The organism is Acidovorax sp. GW821-FHT09B03 (assembly GCF_059418305.1).
The window spans coordinates 117475-136384 of sequence record NZ_JBWKPP010000015.1 but is presented as its reverse complement, the minus strand read 5'-3'; the positions used below and the strand labels follow the sequence as shown (position 1 = coordinate 136384).

Annotated in this window: 18 protein-coding genes; 6 read left to right on the top strand and 12 right to left on the bottom strand. The window is 68.6% G+C overall.

The features are described 5' to 3' along the window. Positions 1–11: 11 nt before the first annotated feature. On the bottom strand, positions 12–2384 hold the full coding sequence (locus tag AC07PA_RS23575) for a Tex family protein (protein ID WP_494605894.1): 2373 nt from the start codon (positions 2382–2384) through the stop codon (positions 12–14). Between the two features lie 161 nt (positions 2385–2545). On the opposite strand from AC07PA_RS23575, the gene AC07PA_RS23570 reads away from it, so the two are divergent. The 3 genes from AC07PA_RS23570 (at position 2546) to AC07PA_RS23560 (ending at position 5987) form a co-directional block, all read left to right on the top strand. Next, a complete protein-coding gene (locus AC07PA_RS23570) occupies positions 2546–2950 on the top strand; it encodes a hypothetical protein (RefSeq protein WP_494605896.1) in 405 nt (134 codons plus the stop codon). A gap of 89 nt (positions 2951–3039) precedes the next feature. After that, positions 3040–4887, top strand: a complete 1848-nt coding sequence (locus AC07PA_RS23565; RefSeq protein WP_494605898.1) for a monovalent cation:proton antiporter-2 (CPA2) family protein — start codon at positions 3040–3042, stop codon at positions 4885–4887. A gap of 5 nt (positions 4888–4892) precedes the next feature. Beyond that, on the top strand, positions 4893–5987 hold the full coding sequence (locus tag AC07PA_RS23560) for a DUF72 domain-containing protein (protein ID WP_494606256.1): 1095 nt from the start codon (positions 4893–4895) through the stop codon (positions 5985–5987). A gap of 6 nt (positions 5988–5993) precedes the next feature. On the opposite strand, the gene AC07PA_RS23555 is transcribed toward AC07PA_RS23560, so the two are convergent. Next, complete coding sequence (locus AC07PA_RS23555; protein ID WP_007852375.1) at positions 5994–7205, bottom strand: multidrug effflux MFS transporter; 1212 nt, start codon at positions 7203–7205, stop codon at positions 5994–5996. Between the two features lie 72 nt (positions 7206–7277). Next, complete coding sequence (locus AC07PA_RS23550) at positions 7278–8309, bottom strand: diguanylate cyclase domain-containing protein (RefSeq protein ID WP_108016594.1); 1032 nt, start codon at positions 8307–8309, stop codon at positions 7278–7280. A gap of 151 nt (positions 8310–8460) precedes the next feature. On the opposite strand from AC07PA_RS23550, the gene AC07PA_RS23545 reads away from it, so the two are divergent. Next, positions 8461–9084: an Lcl C-terminal domain-containing protein gene (locus AC07PA_RS23545; protein ID WP_494605901.1), complete on the top strand. Its 624-nt coding sequence runs from the start codon at positions 8461–8463 to the stop codon at positions 9082–9084. Between the two features lie 62 nt (positions 9085–9146). Next, on the top strand, positions 9147–9845 hold the full coding sequence (gene kdpE, locus AC07PA_RS23540; protein ID WP_494605902.1) for a two-component system response regulator KdpE: 699 nt from the start codon (positions 9147–9149) through the stop codon (positions 9843–9845). A gap of 6 nt (positions 9846–9851) precedes the next feature. On the opposite strand, the gene AC07PA_RS23535 is transcribed toward kdpE, so the two are convergent. From AC07PA_RS23535 to AC07PA_RS23520, 4 genes are all read right to left on the bottom strand, one after another. After that, entirely contained in the window at positions 9852–11132 is a 1281-nt protein-coding gene (locus tag AC07PA_RS23535; protein WP_494605904.1) for a TRAP transporter large permease, read from the bottom strand. Then, complete coding sequence (locus tag AC07PA_RS23530; RefSeq protein ID WP_007852480.1) at positions 11129–11704, bottom strand: TRAP transporter small permease; 576 nt, start codon at positions 11702–11704, stop codon at positions 11129–11131. The genes AC07PA_RS23535 and AC07PA_RS23530 overlap by 4 nt, the downstream gene beginning before the upstream one ends. A 35-nt stretch (positions 11705–11739) precedes the next feature. Beyond that, positions 11740–12189, bottom strand: coding sequence for a type II 3-dehydroquinate dehydratase (locus tag AC07PA_RS23525; protein WP_494605907.1), 450 nt, complete (start codon positions 12187–12189; stop codon positions 11740–11742). Between the two features lie 140 nt (positions 12190–12329). Then, positions 12330–13286, bottom strand: coding sequence for a TRAP transporter substrate-binding protein (locus AC07PA_RS23520; protein ID WP_494606258.1), 957 nt, complete (start codon positions 13284–13286; stop codon positions 12330–12332). Positions 13287–13530: 244 nt separating this feature from the next. On the opposite strand from AC07PA_RS23520, the gene AC07PA_RS23515 reads away from it, so the two are divergent. Further along, positions 13531–14313: an IclR family transcriptional regulator gene (locus AC07PA_RS23515; RefSeq protein ID WP_007852485.1), complete on the top strand. Its 783-nt coding sequence runs from the start codon at positions 13531–13533 to the stop codon at positions 14311–14313. Here AC07PA_RS23515 and AC07PA_RS23510 read toward each other — a convergent pair. Genes AC07PA_RS23510 through AC07PA_RS23490 form a run of 5 tightly spaced genes read right to left on the bottom strand, consistent with a single transcriptional unit; the run spans position 14310 to position 18906 of the window. Next, entirely contained in the window at positions 14310–14888 is a 579-nt protein-coding gene (locus tag AC07PA_RS23510) for a methylated-DNA--[protein]-cysteine S-methyltransferase (protein ID WP_494605909.1), read from the bottom strand. The two genes, AC07PA_RS23515 and AC07PA_RS23510, sit on opposite strands and share 4 nt — an antisense overlap. Further along, a complete protein-coding gene (locus AC07PA_RS23505) occupies positions 14878–15783 on the bottom strand; it encodes an SDR family oxidoreductase (protein WP_494605911.1) in 906 nt (301 codons plus the stop codon). The genes AC07PA_RS23510 and AC07PA_RS23505 overlap by 11 nt, the downstream gene beginning before the upstream one ends. Continuing rightward, the gene (locus AC07PA_RS23500; RefSeq protein ID WP_494605913.1) at positions 15780–16724 is read right to left on the bottom strand and encodes a glutathione S-transferase family protein; all 945 of its coding nucleotides are present in this window, start codon (positions 16722–16724) and stop codon (positions 15780–15782) included. The genes AC07PA_RS23505 and AC07PA_RS23500 overlap by 4 nt, the downstream gene beginning before the upstream one ends. A 41-nt stretch (positions 16725–16765) precedes the next feature. Continuing rightward, on the bottom strand, positions 16766–18451 hold the full coding sequence (locus AC07PA_RS23495; protein ID WP_494605915.1) for an isovaleryl-CoA dehydrogenase: 1686 nt from the start codon (positions 18449–18451) through the stop codon (positions 16766–16768). Beyond that, positions 18448–18906 (bottom strand): GNAT family N-acetyltransferase, encoded by a 459-nt coding sequence (locus AC07PA_RS23490; protein ID WP_494605917.1) that lies wholly within the window; start codon positions 18904–18906, stop codon positions 18448–18450. Before AC07PA_RS23490 ends, AC07PA_RS23495 begins: the two co-directional genes overlap by 4 nt. Positions 18907–18910 lie beyond the last annotated feature (4 nt).

Below are 18910 nucleotides of genomic sequence, written 5' to 3'. Positions count from 1 at the left end.
CCCGTGGGACTTTAGCGGCCCTTGGTCTGCTGCAGCTTGGCGAAGGCCGATGCCATGGCCGATTGCTGCGCCGGCTCGGGCGCACGGCGGCCGCCTTGCGGCTGCTGACCGCGCCCCGCGCCCTCGAAGCGGTTGTCGCGGTAGCCACCGCGGTCGCCCCCCTGGCGTGGGGGGGCGTCACCGAGCTTCATCGACAGGCCGATGCGCTTGCGCTCCACGTCCACCTCCATGACCTTGACCTTGACGATGTCGCCGGTCTTGACCACTTCGCGCGCATCGTTCACGAACTTGTGCGCCAGCTGGCTCACGTGCACCAGGCCATCCTGGTGCACCCCAAGGTCGATGAAGGCACCGAACTGCGCCACGTTGCTCACCGTGCCCTCCAGGATCATGCCCTCCTTGAGGTCCTTGATGTCTTCCACGCCGTCGTTGAAGCGCGCCACCTTGAAGTCCGGGCGCGGGTCGCGACCGGGCTTTTCAAGTTCGCCCAGGATGTCCTTGACCGTGATCACGCCGAACTTCTCGTTGGCGAAGAGCTCGGGCTTCAAGGTCTTGAGCATGTCCGCGCGGCCCATGATCTCGGCCACGGGCTTGCCGGTCTTTTCCATGATCTGCTCGACCACGGGGTAGGTCTCGGGGTGCACGCCAGTCATGTCCAGCGGGTTGTCGCCGCCGCGGATGCGCAAAAAGCCCGCGCTCTGCTCGAAGGTCTTGGCGCCCAGGCCGGCCACGTCCATGAGCTGCTTGCGGCTCTTGAACGCACCGTTGGCCTCGCGCCAGCGCACCACCGCCTTGGCCACGCTGGCCGACAGGCCCGAGACGCGGCTGAGCAAGGGCACGCTGGCCGTGTTCAGGTCCACGCCCACGGAGTTCACGCAGTCCTCGACCACGGTGCCCAGGGTGCGCGCCAGCTCGCTCTGGTTCACGTCATGCTGGTACTGGCCCACGCCGATGCTCTTGGGGTCGATCTTCACCAGTTCGGCCAGCGGGTCCTGCAGGCGGCGCGCAATGCTGGCGGCGCCACGCAGGCTCACGTCCACGTCGGGCATCTCCTGCGAGGCGTATTCGCTGGCGGAGTAGACCGAGGCACCGGCTTCGCTCACCACCACCTTCTCGATGGCGCGCTCGGCCTTGGCGGCCAGCTTGATCAGGTCGGCCGCCAGCTTGTCGGTCTCGCGGCTGGCCGTACCGTTGCCGATGGCGATCAGGTTCACGCCATGCTTTTCGGCCAGCTTGGCCAGGGTGTGCAGCGAGCCCTCCCAGTCGCGGCGCGGCTCGTGAGGGAACACCGTGGCGGTTTCCACCAGCTTGCCGGTGTCGTCCACCACGGCCACCTTCACGCCGGTGCGGATGCCCGGGTCCAGGCCCATCACCACGCGCGGGCCGGCGGGCGCCGCCAGCAGCAGGTCGCGCAGGTTGTCGGCAAACACCTTGATGGCGACCTTCTCGGCATCGTCGCGCAGGCGGGCGAACAGGTCGCGCTCGGTCGAGAGGCTCAGTTTCACGCGCCAGGTCCAGGACACGCACTTGCGCAGCAGGTCGTCGGCCGGGCGGCCGGCGTGGCTCCAGCCCAGGTGCAGGGCGATCTTGCCTTCGGCCAGGCTGGGCTTGCCCGGCTCCGGCTCCACCGGCAGCACCAGCTTGCCTTCGAGGATTTCCAGGGCACGGCCGCGGAACACCGCCAGCGCCCGGTGCGAAGGCACGCGGCCGATGGGCTCGTCGTATTCGAAATAGTCGCGGAATTTGGAGACTTCGGGGTCGTTCTCGTTCTTGCCGTCGATCTTCTTGCTGCGCAACAGGCCCTCGGCCCAGAGCCATTCGCGCAGCGACTGCACCAGCACGGCGTCTTCGGCCCAGCGCTCGGAGAGGATGTCACGCACCCCGTCCAGCACGGCCGGCACGGTGGAGAAATCGGCGCCGGTCTTGCCGTCGTCCAGCACCTCGGGGGGCTTGGTGAAGGCAGCCGCCTCGGCTGCGGGGTCCAGCGTAGGGTCGGCAAACAGCTTGTCGGCCAGCGGCTCGATGCCGAACTCGCGCGCCATCTGGCCCTTGGTGCGGCGCTTTTGCTTGAAGGGCAGGTAGATGTCCTCCAGCTCCTGCTTGGTGGGCGCGCTGGCGATCGCCACGCGCAGGGCGTCGGTCAGCTTGCCCTGCTCGTCGATGCTCTTGAGCACCGCGGCGCGGCGGTCTTCGAGCTCGCGCAGGTAGGACAGGCGCGCTTCCAGCTCGCGCAGCTGGATATCGTCGAGCCCGCCGGTCACTTCCTTGCGGTAGCGGGCGATGAAGGGCACCGTGGCGCCCCCGTCCAGCAGCTCCACCGCTGCGCGCACCTGGGATTCACTGACTTTGATTTCTGCGGCCAACTGCCGGACGATCTGCTGCATGGGTGGGCAAACTCTCTGAAACTCGAAAAAATACGCGAAGCGCGGGAGTTTGCCACAGGCACTTTTGGTAACAGCCGGTCCAACGCCCTCGCTTACCCTCGGAAATGCCAGAGCTTCTTAGAATGGAGGCACCCCACTCCTTCGCCAGACCCCGCCCGTCCATGAAGCCTGTCCCCTTCCCCGTCCGCACGGAGTGCCCGCCCGGCGCCTGTGTCTGTGACCGGGATGCCCTGATCCAGGCCCCCGACGGCGACACACGCGTCCTGCAACTGACCCAGGCCGAGGAAAAGAAGCTGATCACCCGGCTGGAGAACATCAGCAGCCTCGCGGACCTGCGCCGCATGCAGGAGCGCATGCAGCAGCAGCTGGGGATCCGCATCGCCATCAGCCTGAGCCCCAACGAGGTGCGCACCCTGCGCGGCATCGCCATCCTGGTGGAGGACCAGCGCGGTTTGTGCCGCAAGACCCGCCAGGCCATTCCGGCGGCGATCAAGAAGGGCATGGACCAGCGCCCCGAGATCGCCTACGAACTGCTCGACGAAGGCGGCCTGTTCGCCGGTTCCTGACACCCGGGTCGGCCGGCGCCCCCCAGGATGGCGCTACCATCCTGCCATCCCCCGTTTCCGTTTGTTTCCCCGTTTGTCCCGGAGTCCCCATGGCCGCTGCTGAATCAGGCACCGAACTCGTCAAAGTCGTCGTGCTGCTGGCCGCTGGCGTCATTGCCGTCCCCTTGTTCAAGCGGCTCGGCCTGGGCTCGGTGCTGGGCTACCTGGCGGCCGGCCTGGCCATCGGCCCCTTCGGCCTGGGCTTCTTCAGCGAGGCGCAGACAATCCTGCACGTGGCCGAGCTCGGCGTGGTGATGTTTCTCTTCGTGATCGGCCTGGAGATGCAGCCCACCCGGCTGTGGAACCTCAGGCGCCAGATCTTCGGGCTGGGCCTGGCCCAGGTCGTGGTCTGCATCGCCCTGCTCACCGCTGCCGGCGTGGTGGCAGGGCTCTCGTCTGCCGTGGCCTTCATCGCGGCCTCGGGCTTCGTGCTCTCGTCCACGGCCATCGTGATGCAGCTGCTCGACGAAAGCGGCGACACATCCACCCCGCGCGGCCAGCGCATCGTCTCCATCCTGCTGCTCGAAGACCTGGCCATCGTGCCCTTGCTGGCCATCGTGGCCTTTCTCTCGCCCGCGCCGACTGGGGAAGCCGTCTCGCGCTGGGTCACCGTGGGCGTGGCGCTGGCCGCCGTGGTGGGCCTGGTCGCGGTCAGCCGCTGGCTGCTGAACCCGCTGTTCAGTGTGCTGGCACGGGCCAAGGCGCGCGAGGTGATGACCGCCGCCGCGCTGCTGGTGGTGCTGGGGGCGGCGCTGGCCATGCAATGGGGCGGCCTGTCGATGGCCATGGGCGCCTTTGCCGCGGGCGTGATGCTCTCCGAATCCACCTTCCGCCACCAGCTCGAGGCCGACGTGGAGCCGTTCCGCGGCATCCTGCTGGGCCTGTTCTTCATGGGCGTGGGCATGGCGCTCGACATCCCGCTGGTGCTGCAGAACTGGACGCTGCTGCTGGGCGGCGTGGTGGCCTGCATGGCCATCAAGGGCATCGGCGTGTATGCCGTGGCGCGCTTCACCAAGGCCGCCCATGGCGAGGCCCTGCAGCGCACCATGCTCATGGCCCAGGGCGGTGAATTCGCCTTCGTGCTGTACTCGGCCGCCGCTGCCGCGGGCATCGTCGAGGCGCGCATGAATGCCGTGCTGACCGCCGCCGTGATCATTTCCATGGCGCTCACGCCGCTGGCCGTGCTCTCGATGCGCTGGCTCATGCCGCCCGAGCCCGCCCAGAACATGGACGGCGTAGAGGCCGCCGACGGCCTCAAGGGCACGGTGCTCATCATCGGCTTCGGCCGCTTTGCGCAGATCGCCAGCCAGCTGCTGCTGGCGCGGGGTGTCGACATCGCCATCATCGAGAACGACACCGACATGATCCGCGCGGCCGCGAAGTTCGGCTTCAAGGTCTACTACGGCGACGGCACGCGCCTGGATGTGCTGCACGCCAGCGGCGGGCACCATGCCAAGTCCATCCTGGTGTGCGTGGACGACGCCAAGACCACCACGCGCATCGTCGAGCTGCTCAAGCACGAGTGCCCGCTGGTCCCGGTGCTGGCGCGCGCCTTCGACCGGCAGCACGCCATCGAACTGTTGCGCCTGGGCGTGGACTACCAGATGCGCGAGACCTTCGAGTCGGCCATGGGCTTCGGCATGCAGGCGCTGGAAACCCTGGGCGTGGACCCCGAGGAAGTGGCCGAGGTGGCCGAGCGCATCCGCGCGCGCGATGCCGAACGCCTGCAGCTGGAACTGGCCGGTGACAAGGATGGCGCGCGCCAGTTCTTCCAGGGCGACAAATGGGTGCCCACCCCACTCACCCAACCCCAGCGCGAAGGCCGTGCCCTCAATGACGAGGCGGCCGATGCCATCGAAGACTCGCTGCAACCCGCGGCGGCCACGCCGCTGGCATGAGCGGCATCCAGGACGACCTGTTCGGCGGCCCGCCCGCGCCCTCCCCTCCTCCCGCTGCAGCCACCCCATCCGCAGCAGAGGAGGCGCCGCCCAGCAAGCAAAAAAAGGGCATCGGCGTCGCCGCCCAGCCGCAGGACGAGGCCTTGCACGCGCTGGCCCAAAGCCTGCCCCCCACCCTGCACCTGGGCACCTCGACCTGGACCTACCCGGGCTGGAAGGGCCTGGTGTGGGAGGGTGAGCATTCCCCTGCGCAGCTGTCCAGGAACGGCCTGTCCATCTACGTCCAGCACCCGCTCTTGCGCACGGTGAGCATCGACCGCAGCTTCTACCGCCCGCTCACGGTGAGCCAGTACGAACGCTATGCGAGCCAGGTGCCCGACGACTTCCGCTTTGTGGTCAAGGCACCGAGCCTGGTGACCGATGCGCTGGTGCGCAGCGAGGACGGCCGGGGCCGCGAACCCAACCCCGCCTTTCTGAATGCCGAGCTGGCGCGCACCGAGTTCGTGGAGCCCGCGCTGCAGGGCCTGGGCCGCAAGATCGGGGCACTGGTGTTCCAGCTCAGCCCCCTGCCCATGGACCAGCTCGACCGCCTGCCCGAGGTGCTGCAGCGCCTGCGCGCCATGCTGCTGGCCCAGCCGAAACTGGCGCCCATCGCGCCCGACGGCATCCTGGCCGTGGAGGTGCGCGACCCCGAGTGGATCAGCTCGCACTGGATGGCCCTCGACTTCGCGGCCGTGCTGCGCGAGGCCGGGGCCACCTACTGCATCGACCTGCACCCCAAGATGCCGCCGCTGGCAGAGCAACTGCACATGCTGCGCGCCCTGTGGCCGGGCCCGCTGGTCTGCCGCTGGATGCTGAACACGCGGCACGGCCCCTATGGGTACGAAGAGGCCGAAAAGCTCTACGAGCCCTTCGACAAGGTGCACCACCCCGACCCCGAGAACCACGAGGCGCTGGCCCGTCTGATCGCCGGGGTGACCGGCGCGGGCCAGAACGCATACGTGTGCATCAGCAACCATGCCGAGGGCTCGGCGCCCCGCACCATCCGCACCCTGGCCGAACGGGTGGCGGCGCAGCCGCCCTCCCGCAAGAAGGCCTGACGCGGATCAGGCGCTGGCGGCGGCCACCGACTGGTCGCTGTGCCCCGCCAGCGTGATCCAGGCCAGCGCCACGCCCACCAGGGCCCCTGCGGCCATGCCGACCACCATGGGCAGCGGCTTGCCATTGGCGAACAGGCCCACGATGCCCATGGCGGCCGCGCCCGTGAGCATCTGCAGCGTGCCCAGCAGGGCCGAGGCCGTGCCCGCGATGGCGCCATGCTTTTCCAGCGCCAGCACCGAGGTGGTGGGAATCACCAGCCCCATGAGCGCACTGGCCACGAAATACAGGCCGATGAGCACCGCCAGCTGATCCCCGCCGAGCAGGTAGTAGCCGAGCATGGCCACCATGACCAGGCCCGAGCCGGTGGCGGCCGCCTTGACCAGGCGCACCAGCCCGAAGCGCTCGCCCAGTGCGGCCGTGAACTGCGAGGTGCCGATGAAGGCCGCCGCATTCACCGAGAACGCCAGGCTGTACTGCGTGGGCGTGAGGCCATAGTGGTTGATGAGCACGAAGGGCGAGCCCGCCAGGTACACGAAGAAGCCCGCCATGGCGCAGCCGCCGATGAACACCAGGCCCAGGTAGTGCCAGTCGCGCAGCAGCAGCCCGTAGGCGCCCAGGGCACCGCCCAGGCTGCTTTCCACGCGCTCGGCCGCGGGCCGGGTCTCGCCCAGGCTGGCATAGACCAGCGCCAGGCCCGCCACGGCGGCCACCGCCACCACCCAGAACACGCCGCGCCAGCCGGCCAGGGCAATCACGCCGCTGCCCGCCAGGGGTGCCAGGATGGGCGAGACGCTGAACACCAGCATCAACAGCGACATCAGCCGCGCCGCATCGGTGCCCGTGTGCAGGTCGCGCACCACGGCGCGCGGAATGGCCATACCCGCCGCCGCGCCCAGGCCCTGCACGAAGCGCAAGGCCACCAGGGTCTCGATGTCGGTGGCCAGCGCGCAGCCCACGCTGGCCAGGGTGAAGAGCCCCAGGCCAAAGTACAGCGGCGGCCTGCGCCCCACCATGTCCGACACCGGTCCATAGAACAGCTGGCCCGCGCCCAGCGAGAGGAAAAAGGCCGTGAGGCTCCACTGCACGGCCCCCACGGATGCACCGAGGCTGGCCCCGATCTCGGGCAGCGCGGGCAGGTACATGTCGATGGCGAACGGGCCGATGGCCGAGAGCAGGCCCAGTATCAGGGCCATCTTGAAGAAACCGGATGAATGCATAGCCCGCCATTGTGGCGGGCACCCCAAAGGCCCCTGGCAAGCGGCCTGGAAGGTTTCAGGGTAGGCGGCAGCTCAATCGGGCAACGGTTCCACGCGGTTGCCGCCCGCCTGCCGTGCCCGTGCCAGGGCGGCACTGGCGGCGCGCACCAGTTCATCGGGGCGCTGGTCGCGCACCGGCACCATCTGCGCCACGCCGCCGCCCATGCTGACCCGGCCCAGGGCCGACCCCTCGTGCGGCAGCGCCAGCGTGCGCACGGCCACGACGGCCCCTTCGGCCAGGGCGTGGGCTTCCTCGAGGCTCGCACCCGGCAGCAGCAACACAAAGGCATCGCCCCCAAACCGCGCCACCAGGGCGCCCGGGCGTTCCTGCAGCATCTGCGTGAGCGTGACGGCCAGGGTCTTGAGGCAGGCGTCGGCTGCCAGGTGGCCATGGCGGTCCATGAAGTGGCGCAACGCATCCACCTCCAGCAGCACCAGCGCCAGCGGCGTGGCGGCGCGCTGGGCGCGCTCCCAGGCCTGCTGCAGCACGTGGTCGAACTGGCGGCGATTGCCCAGGCCGGTGAGGTTGTCGGTGCGGTCCATGGCATCGATGCGCTGCTGCGCCTCCGCCAGAGCCCGGGTGCTCTCCTGCAGCTGTGCCTGCAGCACCCGGTGGTCGGTCTGCAGGCGCGCCATGGTGGCCGAGGCGCTTCCCTGCGGCAAGGGCCCCGAGGGCACCGAGGTGCCGCTGTGCACGATCTTCCACTCCGCACCTTCCAGGCGGAACACCAGCACCAGGCGCGCCACCGGCACCTGGCCAGCCGGGGTCTCGCCCGCGTCGGGCCCACGCACATGCACCAGCGCCGTGGCCGAGACCACGTCCTCGGCCAGGTCCTGCAGGCACAGGTCCAGCACCTCGATATGCATGTGCTGCGGCACCAGGGCGAAGTCCTGCAGGATGGCGGCCACCCATTCGCTGCGGGTGTGCACGAGCCGGTCGCTGCGGCTGGCGTAGCCGCTGAACTGGGTGCTCAGGCGCGCGATCAGGCGCTCATCGCGCGTGGAATACAGCGCGATGTAGTCGTCGAACAGCTGGCGGATGAGGGTCTGGCGATCCGGTCGCATCGGTGCGGGCTCCCCGTCAGGGGCATCCTGGGTGAAAGAAAAAGAGGCTGTGCGCACTGCCGCGCGCGCCAGCGCAGGGCGCGACGCACTGTAGCACCCCGGCACGAGGCGGCGTGCATGCCGTGCGCACTTCATGCGAACATCGGCCTGTATGACGCACTTTGCCCACAGCCCCTCTCCGCGCCGCACGCTGCTGGCCCTCGCCTGCCTCGGCGGCCTCGCCGCCCCGGTGGCCGCCCTGGCGCAATCGGCGGCCGAGCCCGGGCCCAGTCTGGCGCTCTCGGCCGATGGCAGCCTGGTGGTGGACACGCGCGCCAAGCTGGCCTGGCCGCGCTGCGTGGAAGGCATGCAATGGAACGGCCGCAGTTGCACCGGCACGCCGCTGGAACTGGACTACGTCCAGGCTCAGGCCCATGCCCAGGCGCGCTGGAAGGCAGAGGGGGTGCCCTGGCGGCTGCCGCGTGCCGCAGAACTGCGCCGCCTGGTCGACAAATCGGCCAGCACGCCCGGGCTCGACGTCCGGTTGTTCCCCGCCGCACCCTCGGGCTGGTACTGGGCCTCCAATACCAATGTGCAAGGGGGCCTGGCGGGCAACCAGTACAACTACGGCAACGTGGAGCGGGCCCAGCGCCAGGTGCAGGGCGGCGAGAGCCTGGACTCCACCCGCGTGAACCAGCGCTTTGCCGTGGACCTGCAAACCGGCGACATCCGCTCGGACGCAGCGAAGTTCAGCAAGCTGCACTTTCGCCTGGTGCGTACCTATACCGATCAATGAAGGCATGAGCCACCGGGCGCCGATGCCCTCAGGCTTCCCCTCCCCCTGAAAGACGCCCCTGCATGGCCAGCCCAGCCCCCATCGCCGTCGTGATCGAAGACGAGCCCCAGATTCGCCGCTTCGTGCGCGGCGCGCTCGAAGCCGAAGGCTGGCAGGTGCACGAGGCCGACACCCTGCAGCGTGGCCTGACCGAGGCCGGCACACGCAAGCCCGACCTGCTGGTGCTGGACCTGGGCCTGCCCGACGGCGAAGGCCTCACTCTGATCCGTGACGTGCGCCAGTGGTCCAGCGTGGCCATCATCGTGCTCTCGGCGCGCATCGACGAGGCCGACAAGATCGCCGCGCTGGACGCCGGCGCCGACGACTACCTGACCAAGCCCTTCGGCGTGGGCGAGCTCATGGCGCGCGTGCGTGCCAACCTGCGCCGCCCGCGCGCCACGGGCGCATCGCAGGAGGAAGACACGTCCTTCAGCTTCGGCGAGGTCACCGTCGACCGCCAGGCCCGCCTGGTGCAGCGCGGCGGCCAGGAGGTCCACCTCACGCCCCTGGAGTACCGGCTGCTGTCGGTGCTGGTCGCCAATGCCGGGCGCGTGCTTACGCACCGCCAGTTGCTGCGCGAGGTCTGGGGCCCCTCGCACAGCGAGCAGAGCCACTACCTGCGCATCTACATGGGCCACCTGCGCCAGAAGCTGGAGACCGACCCGGCCCAGCCGCGGCACCTGCTGACGGAAACCGCGGTGGGCTATCGGCTGATGCCATGAGCCTCCTCATCCGTGGAAGAACTTGGCCGGCCAGGTCACCAGCCACGGGAAAGCCACCATCAGGAACATGATGGCGAACTCCGCGATCATGAAGGGCACGACGCCCTTGGTGACGTCGTCCATCGACATCTTGCCCACGCCGGCCACCACGTTGAGTACCGTGCCCACGGGCGGTGTCACGAGGCCGATGGAGTTGTTGATGATGAACATCACGCCGAAATAGACCGGATCAATGCCTGCCGCATTCACCACCGGCATCAGCACGGGCGTGATGATCAGGATGGTGGGCGTCATGTCCATGGCGGTGCCCACGGCCATCACCAGCAGCATGATGGCCGCCATGAGCAGGATCTTGTTGTCCATGAAGGGCTGCAGCAGCCCCACCACCTTGGACGGCAGGTCGGCCACGGTGATGAGCCAGGCGCTGACCATGGCCGCGGCGATCAGGAACATCACGATGGCGCTGGTCTTGGCGGCGGCGACGAAGATGCCGTAGAGGTCGCGCCAGCTGATCTCGCGGTAGATCACCGCCGAGACGAAGAGTGCGTACACCGCCGCCACCACGGCCGCCTCTGTGGGCGTGAACACCCCCATGCGCAGGCCCACGAGGATGATCACCGGCAGCATCAGTGCCCACAGGGCCTTGCGCAGGGCCGTGAGGATCTCCGCGGCGGACTTGCGCGGTGGCGGCACGATCTTCTCGCGCCGCACCAGGAAGGCCCAGGTGAGCCACAGCGCGGCACCGATCAGGATGCCCGGCACGATGGCCGCGAGGAACAGCTTTGAGATCGACACGTTGGCCGCCACCCCGAAGATCACCAGCCCGATGCTGGGAGGGATCACCGGGCCGATGACGCCGGTGGCCGCGATCAGCCCGCCGGCACGCGACTTGTCGTGCCCGGCCTTGACCATCATGGGCAGCAGCAACGCGGTGAGCGCGGCCGCATCGGCCACGGCCGAACCCGACAGGGCCGACAGCAGGCAGCCGGCCATGATGGTCACATAGCCCAGCCCGCCCTTCACATGGCCCACCAGCGCCAGCGCGAAGTCCACGATGCGGCGCGACAGGCCGCCCACGTTCATGATTTCGCCGGCCAGCATGAAGAAGGGCACGGCCAGCAGCGGAAAGCTGTCGGCCCCGCCGATCAGGTTCTGCGCGAGGATCTGCGCGTCGAACAAGTCCAGGTGCCACATCAGCGCCACGCCGCTGGCCAGGAGCGAGAAGGCGATCGGGATGCCCATGGCCATGGCCAGCAGCAGCGATCCGACAAAGACGAAGATGGTCATCGCGCGCCCTCCTTGCCGCGGGGCGCTTCGGTGCCTGCCGCGCCCAGGATCTGCTGCAACTGCACCGCCTCTTCGGACTCCTGCACCATCACCAGGTCCTCGTCGGCGATCTGGCCGCTGAGCAGCTTGTACAGGTCGATGGCCAGGATCAGCGCCGCGCAGACGGCGAACACCAGGCCCGCGCTGTAGACGATGGCCATGGACGCGCCCGTGGTCGGCGCCGTCACGTCCCAGTTGATGCGCGCCTGCGCCAGACTGCCCTGGAACAGCAGCCAGACGATGTAGAGCATGACCCCGTGCCCGAGGGCCAGGCAGGCCTTCTTGCCGGCCGCCGGCAGGCGCTGCACCACCATGTCCACCCCCAGGTGGCCATGCTCACGCAGCGCGACGATGGCCCCGAGGAAGGTCATCCAGATGAAAAGCCAGCGCGACACTTCTTCCGACACGGTGATGCCGGAATTGAAGCCGTAGCGCAGCACCACGTTGCCGAACACCAGCACCACCATCAGCGCCAGCATGGCGGCAATCACCGCCTCCAGCACACGGCAGGCGCGGTCCATCCATCGATTCATGTTGTCTTTTCCTGTGATCGTCTGGATGGCAGGCGTCAGGCCGCCTGGGAGGCTTCGCGCAGGCTTTCCACCAGCGAGCGCAGCGCCGCCAGGTAGGAATGCGGGCCGAAGCCCTGCACCGTGGCCTTGACGGCCGGCGAGATGATGGAGTGCGCACGCCAGGCCTCGCGCGCGGCGATGTTGGACATGTGCACCTCGATCACCGGGAAGGGCATGGCCTTGATCGCATCGTGCAGCGGCACGCCATGCTGCGTGAGGCCTGCGGGGTTCACCAGCGCGCCCTGAGCGGCGTCGATATTGGCGTGCAGGAAGTCGATCAGCGCGCCTTCGTGGTTGGACTGCAGGATGCCGAGTTCCACGCCGAGCTCGGCGGCGAGCTTCTGCAGGCGCTCGTTGATCTGCGCCAGCGTGGTGGTGCCGTAGATATGGGGTTCGCGGCGCCCGAACAGGTTCAGGTTGGGGCCGTGGAGGACGAGGATTTTCATGGGGTGTTCAGGGTTGGGAGCGGCTGACAAAGCTCAGCGAAGCGGTTCTGGCTAGGCGCTACACGTCTGATTGATTGCAGGCAGTGCGCATAGCACGACAAGACGCAGCAACGACGCCAGAAGAGTTTTGCCAGGCGCTCTTACTTGCGGATGCGGGCCAGTTCGTCGTTGTAGAGCTTCACGATGGCCGGGTCGTAGGTGGCCGCGAACTTCTCGATCACCGGCTTGGCGATCTGCTGCATGCGTGCCAGCTCGGCGGGCGCGATCTCGTTGTAGGCCATGCCCTTGGCCTGCAGGTCGCCCACCGAGCGCTGCGCTGCGGCGCGGCTCACCTGGCGCTGGTAGCCACGCGCCTCGTTGGCGGCATCGTTCATCATCTTCTGTTCGGCGGGCGAAAGCTGGTCCCAGAACTTCTTGCTCACCAGCACGATGTTGGCGGCGTACACGTGGTTGGTGGCGCTCACGTACTTCTGCACCTCGAACATCTTGTTCGACAGGATCACCGCATAGGGGTTCTCCTGGCCGTCCACGGCCTTGGCTTCCAGCGCGCCGTAGAGTTCGGCGAACGGCATGGGCACGGGGTTGGCCTTGAAGGCCTTGAAGGTCTCGAGGAACACCGGGTTCGGGATCACGCGCAGCTTGAGGCCGTCGAAGTCATCGGCCTTGGTGATGGCGCGCTTGCTGTTGGTCACGTTGCGAAAGCCCAGGTCCCAGTAGCCCAGGGCCACCAGGCCCTTCTCGGGCAGCTTGGCGATCAGTGCCTGGCCCAGCGGGCCATCGAGCAGCGCATCGGCCTGGGCGAAGTTGGCCACGGCGAACGGGAAGTCCACCAGCCCGAATTCCTTGACGATGCCGGCCAGCGAGGTGGTGGCCGGGGCCGACATCTGCTGCACGCCGCCCTGCAGCGCCGATTGCTGCTGCATCTCGTTGCCCAGCTGCGAGGCCGGGAACTCCATGACTTTCATCTTGCCGCCGCTCTTGGCGGCCAGCAACTCGCCAAAGCGCTTGACGCCGAAGCTCACGGGGTGGTCGGCGTTGTTCAGGTGGCCGAAGCGGATCACGCGCTCCTGCTGGGCGGCGGCGGGCAGCGAGGCCATCAGCAGGGACAAGCCGGCGGCCGCCAGGATGCAAGCAGTTTTTCTCACGGGACATCTCCATCAAAAGTCGGACCAGGGACATGCATCCGGAACACCGGTTGCGCCTTGGGATGGATCGTAGTTAAAAAGTGGAAACTCTTTCCATAGTAGAAACCCTTTAACAAATTTTGGTACATTGCCGCCATGTGGCTGGCCCTGGTTGGGACCACCCGCAGAAAGACGACCACCGAAAGAGACCCACGCCATGAGCAGCATCCTCGAGCGCAGCTTCAAAGTCCTGGAGCACCTGGCCCCGCACCCCGAGGGCAAGGCCCTGTCGAGCCTGGCTTCCGAGCTCGACATGCCCCTGAGCGCCACGCACCGCCTGCTGGCCGAGCTGGTGCGCTGCGGCTACGTGCGCCAGGACCACAGCCAGGGCAACTACATGCTGACCATCAAGCTGGTGTCGCTGGGCCTGGGCTTCCTGAGCGCCACGGGCGTGGTGGACATCGCCCAGCCCCTGCTGGACCGGCTGGCCGCCGAATCCGGTGAGCTGGTGCGCCTGGCCGTGGTCGATGGGGACGAGCTGACCTTCGTGGCCAAGGCCCAGGGCGCCGTGCGCGGCCTGCGCTACGACCCGGACATGGGCCTGTCGGTCAACCTGTCGTGCAGCTCGGCCGGCCATGCCTGGCTGTCCACCATGAGCGACGAGGAGGCCTTGGCCCTGGTATCGCGCCAGGGCTTCGGCAAGCCCGAGGATTACGGCCCCAATGCCCCGACCACCGTCAAGGAACTGCTGGCCTACCTGCGCACCGCACGCCAGCTGGGCTTCAGCACCATCGTCGAGGTCTTCGCGCCGGCCATGACGGCCATGGCCGCGCCCATCCGCCGGGGCAACGGCACGGTGCTCGGGGTGGTGACGATCGCGGGGCCCCTGGTGCGCCTGACCCCTGAGCGCATGCAGGCCCTGGGCCCTGCCCTGCTGAACACCACGCACGACCTGGCACTGGCCAGCGGGGGGTCTGCCTTGTTGAAGAAACGCGGTTAGGACCTGGGCGCGAACAGCGCCAAGGTGTCGTGGGCGAAGGCGCCCTCGATCTCCAGCATGCGCATCTTGGTGGCCGCGCCGCCGCCAGCGGAAAACCCTCCCGTCTTGCCACCTGCGGCCAGGATGCGATGGCACGGCACCACCGGCGCAAACGGGTTGTGCCCCAGTGCCTGGCCCACGGCGCGCGCGGCCCCCGGCTCGCCCAGGGCGGCGGCCATCTCGCCATAGGTCATGGTCTTGCCGGGCGGGATGCGCCGGGCCAGCTCATAGACACGGGCATTGAAGGGCGGCACACCCTCGGTGGCCAGCGGCACATCGAGCAGGTCGTCGTGCGCACCCGCGAGCAGGGCCACCACGCGCGCCGCCCAGGCGGCCACCTCGGGCGGCATGGGCGATTCGGGCGTGCCTGGAAAGCGCCGCTGCATCCGTGCGCGGGTGTGCGCCTCGCCCGCGTCCTCGGGCAGCTGCACGCCGACCAGCAGGGGGCCATCCCAGGCCAGGCCGCAATGCCCCACCGCCGTAGCAAACAGCGCAAAGCCCTGGGCTGCCGATGGCCCGCGCTTTTCAGTCTGCACGCAGGGCGGCCTTGAGTTGGGCACCGATCTCGGGCTTGCTCGCGAACGGATCGGTGGGATTGCGCATGAGCATGATGTCTTCCATGCGCGTCTGCACCGAGGCAATCGCCTGCGGGTGGCTGTAGATGTAGAACTGGCGCTGCGCGACGGCATCGAAGACCTTCTGGGCCACCTCGGCCGCCGTCACCTTGCCGCTGCCCACGGCCTTGTCGGTCATGGCCTGGCCGATGAGCTGGCTGCGCGTGGGCTTGCCGGCCTGCAGCTCGCCGGGGCGGTTGCGGTGGCTCTGGCTGATGCCCGTGGGCACGAAGAAGGGGCACAGCACGCTGGCGCTGACCTGGTCGGTCACCAATGCCAGATCCTGGTAGAGGGTTTCGGACAGGCTCACCACCGCGTGCTTGCTCACGTTGTAGACGCCCATGTTGGGCGCATCGACCAGGCCGGCCATGCTGGCCGTGTTGACGATGTGGCCGCGCCAGGCCGGGTCCTTCTTCGCGGCGGCGAGCATCATGGGGGTGAACAGGCGCACGCCGTGGATCACGCCCCAGAGGTTCACGCCCAGCACCCACTCCCAGTCCTTGGCGGTGTTTTCCCACACCAGGCCGCCCGCACCCACGCCGGCATTGTTGAACACCAGGTGCGGTGCGCCGAAGCGCTGCTCCACATCCACCGCGAGCTGTTCCATCTGCCCGGCGTCGGACACATCCACCTTGCGCGCCAGCACCTGCGCCCCCGCAGCCTGCGCCTCGGCGGCAGCCGCGTCGAGCGCGTCCTGCTGCACATCCGCCAGCACCAGGTTCATACCCAGGCGCGCACCGATGCGCGCGCATTCGAGGCCGAAGCCCGAACCCGCGCCGGTGAGAACGGCCGTCTTGCCCTTTAAATCGTCGATCATGTTGCTTTCTCGGCCTTTCGCAATGTGTAGCCAATCCGGGGGAAGTGCACGTGCAGCAGGCCCGCGCGCGGGTCGGTGCGGCGCAGGGTGTAGCGGGTGCGGGTGGCGGCGATCAGCTCGCCCTCCGTGGGCTCGGTGCCGAAGCTCTCGGCGGCAATCGTCACCAGGCTGCCCAGGGCAATGCCATGGTCGTCCTGGAAGACGTCGTCGGCCAGGGGCAGCGGGTCCAGGCCGGCGGCCACGGTGATGGCGTCTTCGGAACTGAGCTTGTCCATGCGGCCGTGGCCCAGGGCCGCCACGCGGTCCATCCATTCGAGCACGGCGGGCGTTGCGCTGAAGATGTCGGCCATCACCGGCACGCACTGGCGCGTGAACCACAGCGGGTGGTAGGCGGCGAAGTCGGCCAGGCAGGGCTCGGCGCCGAACAGGAAGTCATGCTCCTCTGCCATGTGCGCGATGCGGCGCAGGTAGGAGCGGTAGGCCGCCGTGGCATCGGCCGAGCGCAGGCGCTGCATGCCGGCGCTCATCTCGCGGCGGTCCTCGCCAAAGGCCTGGGCGGCACCCGGCGGCAGGTTGGCGAACATGACCGCCGCACCCTTGGGCTGCAGGTTGTAGGCCATGGCGGCCCAGAACAGGGTGGTGTCGGCCCACTGCGCGAACACGCGCGCCACGCCCTTCAAGTGCGGCGGGTAGAGCACGGGCTCGGGCTGCACATGCTCGAGCACGTCGCAGATCAGGGCCGAGTCGCAGTAGATGTCGGCGCCGATCTGCAGGAACGGCGTCTTGCGATAGCCGCCCGTGAGGGCCACCACATCGGGCTTGGGCGCGATGCTGGGGATGATCACCGACTTCCAGGCCAGTTGCTTGTAGCCCAGTGCCAGCCGGATCTTTTCCGAGAACGGGGACGAGGGGTAATGGTGCAGGATCAGGGAGGTGGTCATCAGGTGCTCTCCGGCAAGACTGTGTTGGTGGGTGGCGTCGCTCATGCAGGCAGTGCGCGGTCCAGCAAGGCATCGAAATCCACGCCCGCGCCCAGCGTGCCGAAACTGTAGCCCCAGTCGCCGCCCAGGCGCGAGTCGCAGAAGGCGCCGAAAACGCTGGCCGGCGCGCTCTTGTACAGCAGCGCGGCCTGCACGGCCAGGGCCACATCCTGCGCCAGGCGCCGGGCCTCGGCCTCGGTGGTCATGGCGTCCACGCGCAGCGGCAGTGCGCTGGCCATGCGGTCCAGCGCCGCATGGGCACCGCGTGCCGGGGCCAGTTCGTCGGCCAGTGCGGCCGCGGTGTCGGCGCGGCGCACGGCGCGCAGCAGGTCCAGCGCCATGATGTTGCCCGCGCCTTCCCAGATGGAGTTGAGCGGCATCTCGCGGTAGATGCGGGCCATGGTGCCCTCGCCGCCCTCCTCCACATAGCCGTTGCCGCCCAGGCATTCCATGGCCTCCTGCGCGAACGCGCTGCCGCGCTTGCAGATCCAGAACTTGGCCACGGGCGTGAGCAGGCGCGCCATCACGGCCTCATGGGGGTTGCTGTCCTTGCTGTCGAAGGCGCTGGCCAGGCGGATGGACAGGGCCGTGGCGGCCTCGCTCTCCAGCGCCAGGTCGGCCAGCACGTTGCGCATCAGCGGCTGCTCGATGAGCTTCTTGCCGAAGGCCATGCGCTGGCGCGTGTGCTGCAGCGCCAGCGACAGCGCCTGGCGCATGAGGCCGCTGGTGCCCAGCGCGCAGTCCAGGCGCGTCATGGTGCCCATCTCGAGGATCTGGGCCACGCCGCGCCCCTCCTCGCCCACGCGCCAGGCCAGGGCGTCGACGAACTCGACTTCGGAGCTCGCGTTGGCGTGGTTGCCCAGCTTGTCCTTCAGGCGCTGGATGCGGATGGCGTTGAGGCTGCCGTTGTCACCTTCCGATGGCAGCACGCGCGGCAGGAAGAAACAGGTGAGCCCGCCAGGCGCCTGGGCCAGCACCAGGAAGGCATCGCACATGGGGGCCGAGAAGAACCACTTGTGGCCCGTGAGCCGGTAGCGCGCGCCCCAGGCGTCGCTGCCATCGGCCACGGCCTGGGTGGTGTTGGCGCGCACGTCGGAGCCGCCCTGCTTCTCGGTCATGCCCATGCCCATGGTGAGCGCAGACTTCTCTGAGAACAGCGCCAGGCGCGGGTCGTAGCGGGTGCTGGCCAGGCCGGTGCTCCAGTCGGCCCACACGGCGGGGTTGCCGCGCAGCGCTGGCGTCACGGCATAGCTCATGGAGACCGGGCACAGCACCGAGGGCTCGGTTTCGGTGAAAAGCATGAAGCCGGCCGCGCGCTCCAGGTGCGCATGCGCGGCGCCTGCGTCCGTGCGCGACCAGGGCGTGGCATGCAGGCCGTGGCGCAGCGCGGCGCCGATCAGGGCGTGGTAGCTCGGGTGGAACTCGACCGCATCGGTGCGGCGGCCCACGCGGTCGTGCGTGTGCAGCTCGGGCTTGTGGGTGTTGGCCAGGCGCGCATGCTCCTGCATGGCGGCCGAGCCCATCTCGGCGCCCAGGGCCGTGAGGCCGCTCCTGTCCAGGCCCGGAGCATGCAGGGCCACGGCGTCCTGCAGCGGCCGGTTGCTGGTGAACAGGTTCACATCCGAGAGCGGCGCGCTCTGGTTGAAGACCGTGTGCGTGGCCGATACCGTCGAAGACAGAGAGGTCATGGGGAACTCCACAGCATTTCGATATGGGGGATGTTGTCCTCGAGGTACTCGTCCGACACCGCCACGAAACCCAGGCTGCCATAAAAGCGCTGCAGGTGCGCCTGGGCGCTGATGCGCACACCACGGCCCGGCCACACCTGGCGGCAGCGGGCCAGCCCTTCCTGCATCAACAGGCGCCCCGTGCCATCGCCACGCGCCTCCTTGGCGGTGACCACGCGGCCGATGGAGGGCTCGGGATAGTTCACGCCCGGGTCCACCACGCGCAGGCAGGCCTGCAGCGCACCGGCACCATCGTAGCCCAGCAGGTGCCAGGATTGCTTGTCGGCCCCGTCCGGGTCCTGGTAGGGCCCCTGCTCCAGGATGAAGACCTTGCAGCGCAGCGCCAGCGTGTCGTGCAGGGCATGCACGCCGAGGTCATCGAAACGGGCCCAGGTCCAGTGCAGGTTCAACGCCATGTGC

What these genes read in the sequence shown, in the direction of transcription:
- AC07PA_RS23575 (WP_494605894.1), bottom strand. Translation starts at nt 2,384, where the DNA reads ATGCAGCAGATCGTCCGGCAGTTGGCCGCAGAAATCAAAGTCAGTGAA.
- AC07PA_RS23570 (WP_494605896.1), top strand. Translation starts at nt 2,546, where the DNA reads ATGAAGCCTGTCCCCTTCCCCGTCCGCACGGAGTGCCCGCCCGGCGCC.
- AC07PA_RS23565 (WP_494605898.1), top strand. Translation starts at nt 3,040, where the DNA reads ATGGCCGCTGCTGAATCAGGCACCGAACTCGTCAAAGTCGTCGTGCTG.
- AC07PA_RS23555 (WP_007852375.1), bottom strand. Translation starts at nt 7,205, where the DNA reads ATGCATTCATCCGGTTTCTTCAAGATGGCCCTGATACTGGGCCTGCTC.
- AC07PA_RS23550 (WP_108016594.1), bottom strand. Translation starts at nt 8,309, where the DNA reads ATGCGACCGGATCGCCAGACCCTCATCCGCCAGCTGTTCGACGACTAC.
- AC07PA_RS23545 (WP_494605901.1), top strand. Translation starts at nt 8,461, where the DNA reads ATGACGCACTTTGCCCACAGCCCCTCTCCGCGCCGCACGCTGCTGGCC.
- kdpE (WP_494605902.1), top strand. Translation starts at nt 9,147, where the DNA reads ATGGCCAGCCCAGCCCCCATCGCCGTCGTGATCGAAGACGAGCCCCAG.
- AC07PA_RS23535 (WP_494605904.1), bottom strand. Translation starts at nt 11,132, where the DNA reads ATGACCATCTTCGTCTTTGTCGGATCGCTGCTGCTGGCCATGGCCATG.
- AC07PA_RS23530 (WP_007852480.1), bottom strand. Translation starts at nt 11,704, where the DNA reads ATGAATCGATGGATGGACCGCGCCTGCCGTGTGCTGGAGGCGGTGATT.
- AC07PA_RS23525 (WP_494605907.1), bottom strand. Translation starts at nt 12,189, where the DNA reads ATGAAAATCCTCGTCCTCCACGGCCCCAACCTGAACCTGTTCGGGCGC.
- AC07PA_RS23520 (WP_494606258.1), bottom strand. Translation starts at nt 13,286, where the DNA reads ATGGCCTCGCTGCCCGCCGCCGCCCAGCAGGAGCGCGTGATCCGCTTC.
- AC07PA_RS23515 (WP_007852485.1), top strand. Translation starts at nt 13,531, where the DNA reads ATGAGCAGCATCCTCGAGCGCAGCTTCAAAGTCCTGGAGCACCTGGCC.
- AC07PA_RS23505 (WP_494605911.1), bottom strand. Translation starts at nt 15,783, where the DNA reads ATGATCGACGATTTAAAGGGCAAGACGGCCGTTCTCACCGGCGCGGGT.
- AC07PA_RS23500 (WP_494605913.1), bottom strand. Translation starts at nt 16,724, where the DNA reads ATGACCACCTCCCTGATCCTGCACCATTACCCCTCGTCCCCGTTCTCG.
- AC07PA_RS23495 (WP_494605915.1), bottom strand. Translation starts at nt 18,451, where the DNA reads ATGACCTCTCTGTCTTCGACGGTATCGGCCACGCACACGGTCTTCAAC.
- AC07PA_RS23490 (WP_494605917.1), bottom strand. Translation starts at nt 18,906, where the DNA reads ATGGCGTTGAACCTGCACTGGACCTGGGCCCGTTTCGATGACCTCGGC.